We start from the raw sequence: 4,073 nt of genomic DNA on the forward strand, positions 1-4,073 counted from the left end.
GCGCGGCCTGGGCGGGCTGCTGCGGCTCGGCGGCCGGGGCGGCCTCCTGCGCGGGGGCCTCGGCCGGGGCGCCGGAGCCGTCGTCGATGAGCGCCAGCTCGGCGCCCACCTCGACGGTCTCGTCCTCGGCGACCTTGATCGAGGAGAGGATGCCCGCGGCGGGCGAGGGGATCTCGGTGTCGACCTTGTCGGTCGACACCTCCAGCAGCGGCTCGTCGGCCTCGACGCGCTCGCCCTCGGCCTTGAGCCAACGGGTGACAGTGCCCTCGGTGACGCTCTCGCCGAGCGCCGGAAGGGTGACGGAAACCGGCATGGTTCCAGTTGCTCCTTACGAAAGTGGAAAAAAGTCCGTGATGCCCGAGGGATGTCAGTCGTGCGAGTGCAGGGGCTTGCCCGCGAGCGCCAGGTGGGCCTCGCCGAGCGCCTCGCTCTGCGTGGGGTGCGCGTGGATGAGCTGCGCCACCTCGGCGGGCAGCGCCTCCCAGTTGTAGATCAGCTGGGCTTCGCCGACCTGCTCGCCCATGCGGTCGCCGACCATGTGCACGCCGACGACGGCCCCGTCCTTGACCTGGACGAGCTTGATCTCGCCCGCCGTCTTCAGGATCTTGCTCTTGCCGTTGCCCGCCAGGTTGTACTTGAGGGCGACGACCTTGTCCGCGCCGTAGATCTCCTTGGCCTTGGCCTCGGTGATCCCCACCGAGGCGACCTCGGGGTGGCAGTACGTGACGCGCGGGACACCGTCGTAGTCGACCGGCACGCTCGCGAGGCCCGCGAGGCGCTCGGCGACGAGGATGCCCTCGGCGAAGCCGACGTGCGCGAGCTGGAGGGTCGGGACGAGGTCGCCCACGGCCGAGATCGTCGGCACATTGGTGCGCATGTACTCGTCGACGAGGACGTAGCCGCGGTCCATCGCGACGCCCTGCTCCTCGTAACCGAGCCCCTGCGAGACCGGGCCGCGGCCGATCGCGACGAGCAGCACCTCCGCCTCGAAGGTCTTGCCGTCGGCCAGCGTCACCTTGACGCCGTCCTGCGTGTACTCGGCGCCCTGGAAGAACGTGCCCAGGTTGAACTTGATGCCGCGCTTGCGGAACGCGCGCTCCAGGAGCTTCGAGCTGTTCTCGTCCTCGACCGGGACGAGGTGCTTGAGGCCCTCGATGATCGTGACGTCGGTGCCGAAGGACTTCCACGCCGAGGCGAACTCGACGCCGATGACGCCGCCGCCCAGGATGATCGCGGACTTCGGGACGCGGTCGAGCTTGAGCGCGTGGTCCGAGGAGATGATCCGGTTGCCGTCGATCTCCAGGCCCGGCAGCGACTTCGGCACGGAGCCGGTCGCGAGCAGGACGTGGCGGCCCTGTACGCGCTGGCCGTTGACGTCGACGGAGGTCGGGGACGACAGGCGCCCCTCGCCCTCGATGTAGGTCACCTTGCGCGAGGCGATCAGGCCCTGGAGACCCTTGTACAGGCCCGAGATGACCTCGTCCTTGTACTTGTGGACGGCCTCGATGTCGATGCCCTCGAAGGTGGCCTTCACACCGAACTGCTCGCTCTCGCGAGCCTGGTCGGCGATCTCACCGGCGTGCAGCAGCGCCTTGGTGGGGATGCAGCCGTTGTGCAGGCAGGTACCGCCGACCTTGCCCTTCTCGATCAGGGCGACGTCCAGACCAAGCTGCGCCCCACGCAGCGCCGCGGCGTAACCGCCGCTACCACCGCCGAGGATCACTAGGTCGAAAACGGTGCTGGCGTCGTTCGCCACGTCACGTCCTCCATGCATGTGCGCCGTGCTCCGGTCGCGAGTGACCGGTCGGCGGCGGTCGTCGGCCGCTCGTTACTTCGGCCCTCGGGTGGGGCCCTGTCCTGCCAATCACCCATCTTCGCACCTACCAGGGGGCGAAAGGACGCGCCCCCGGGGTGTGAGACGAGCGACACGCGGGACAGCGGTCCCACTTCGTCGCCCGCGTCAACGAAATGGCCCGCTTTGTCATTCCCTGGAGTTCTTTGCCCGCTCTTGGCGGACGAGCGGCGGAAGCGGCACGGACGCGGGGCGACCCGCGGCGGACGCGCCTACGGGAACGGCCGGCGCCCCCCCCGCGGGGGACACCGGCCGTCTCACCGTCGTACGCGTGCGGAGCCTCAGCCCAGCTCGCCCTCGCCGGCCGCCTCGATGAGCCGCACCAGGGTGCGCACCGCGCTGCCCGTGCCGCCCTTCGGGGTGTAGCCGTACGGGGCGCCCTCGTTGAAGGCCGGGCCCGCGATGTCGAGGTGCGCCCAGCGGATGCCCTCGCCCACGAACTCCTGGAGGAAGAGCCCGGCGGTCAGCCCGCCGCCCATCCGGCCGCCCACGTTGGCGAGGTCGGCGACGGACGAGTCGAGGCCCTTGAGGAGCGACTTCGGCAGCGGCATCTCCCAGGACGGCTCGCCCGCCGACTCCGACAGCTCGTGCAGCGTCGCGCGGAAGTCGTCGTCGTTCGCCATGACGCCGAACATCTCGTTGCCCAGCGCGACCATCATCGCGCCGGTCAGCGTCGCGACGTCCACGATCACGTCGGGCGCGTCCTCGCTCGCCTTCGCGATCGCGTCGGCCATCACCAGGCGGCCCTCGGCGTCCGTGTTGAGCACCTCGACGGTCTTGCCGCCGTACATGCGCAGCACGTCGCCCGGGCGCGTCGCCGAACCCGAGGGCATGTTCTCGGCGAGCGCGAGCCAGCCGGTGACGTGCGCGGGCAGCTTGAGCTTCGCGGCGGTGAGGACGGAGGCGAGCACCGCGGCGGCGCCGCCCATGTCGCACTTCATCGTCTCGTTGTGCCCGGCCGGCTTGAGCGAGATGCCGCCCGAGTCGTACGTGATGCCCTTGCCGACGAACGCGAGCGCGGCCTTGGCGCGCGCGCCCTTGTACTCGACCTTGACCAGCCGCGGCGGGCGCTGCGAGCCCTGGCCGACGCCCATGATGCCGCCGAAGCCGCCCTTGGTGAGCGCCTTCTCGTCGAGCACGGTGACCTTGACGCCGTAGTCCTTGGCGAGGCCCTGGACGAGCGCGGCGAAGGACTCCGGGTAGAGGTCGTTCGCGGGGGTGTTGACGAGGTCGCGGGCGCGGTTCAGCTCGTCGGTGAGGACCTGCGCGCGCTCGGCGGCGGCCTTGTGCCCCTTGTCGCGCGGCTTCGCGCCGACGAGGACCACCTCGGCGAGCGGGGCCTTGACGCCCTCGTCGTCCTTGTACGCGGTGAAGGCGTACGCGCCGAGCAGCGCGCCCTCGCCGATCGCGGCGACGTCGTCCGCGTCGCCGACGGGCAGCGCGTAGACGGCCTTGGCCTTGCCGGCCAGGGAACGGGCGACGACACCGGCGGCGCGGCGCAGGGTCTCCGTGCCGAAACCGCCCTCGTCCTCCTCGGCGCCGAGGCCCACGGCGATCACGAGCGGCGCCTTGAAGCCGCTCGGCGCCGCGAGGCGGGTCAGCTCACCGGGCGCACCGGTGGCGCCCAGCGTCTCCAGGACGTCGGCGAGCTTCCCGTCGTAGCCCTTGTCGACGGCCTCGGCGCCGGGGGCGAGCCGCGGGCCCTCGTCGTCCTTGACCACACCGACGACGATCGCGTCGGCCCGCAGGCCGGGAACGGCGGCGGTGCTGAGTGTCAGAGCAGTCACGGTGGTGAAATCTCTCTCTCGTGTCTCGGGGCCTCGGATGCGCGAAGGCGCCTGCGTGCTCGTGCAGGGGTGACGGCCCGGCGCGCGGGGTCCGATGGGACCGGCGCCGGGGCAGAGCCTACGCTCCGTGACGGCTCTCGCCCATGGCGGCGGGGCCTACGGAGTGCGGGGCACGGCGGGGCGGTACGGGACGCCGGCTCCACGCCCCGTCAAGTCCCTTGCCCCACGCGCCGCTCGGCGCCCCCGGCTCACCGCCCCAGCGCCAGGACCACCAGCGCCGCCGTCGCCGCCGTCTCCTCGATGCCGCCGAAGACGTCCCCCGTCACCCCGCCGAAGCGCCGCACACAGTGCCGAAGGAGCAGCGCCGCGCCCGCCGCTCCCGCCACCACCGCCGCGCCCAGCCGCACCACCGCGCCGGGGCCCTCGCCGAGCCC

The 4,073-nt window shown here is 71.9% G+C and carries 4 protein-coding genes; all 4 read right to left on the reverse strand.

All coding sequences use genetic code 11. The features are described 5' to 3' along the window. Positions 1–313: biotin/lipoyl-containing protein (locus G3I42_RS06080; RefSeq protein WP_343244466.1), on the reverse strand; the 313-nt coding region annotated here is incomplete at its 3' end. A 54-nt stretch (positions 314–367) separates the two neighbouring features. Next, a complete protein-coding gene (gene lpdA / locus G3I42_RS06085) occupies positions 368–1,756 on the reverse strand; it encodes a dihydrolipoyl dehydrogenase (RefSeq protein ID WP_164283098.1) in 1,389 nt (462 codons plus the stop codon). A 377-nt stretch (positions 1,757–2,133) separates the two neighbouring features. Further along, positions 2,134–3,639, reverse strand: a complete 1,506-nt coding sequence (locus tag G3I42_RS06090; RefSeq protein ID WP_164283100.1) for a leucyl aminopeptidase — start codon at positions 3,637–3,639, stop codon at positions 2,134–2,136. A gap of 248 nt (positions 3,640–3,887) precedes the next feature. Then, the coding region (locus G3I42_RS06095; RefSeq protein ID WP_203606420.1) for an adenosylcobinamide-GDP ribazoletransferase at positions 3,888–4,073 on the reverse strand (186 nt) is incomplete at its 5' end.

The sequence above is a fragment of the Streptomyces sp. SID11385 genome, assembly GCF_010548245.1.
Lineage (GTDB): Bacteria > Actinomycetota > Actinomycetes > Streptomycetales > Streptomycetaceae > Streptomyces.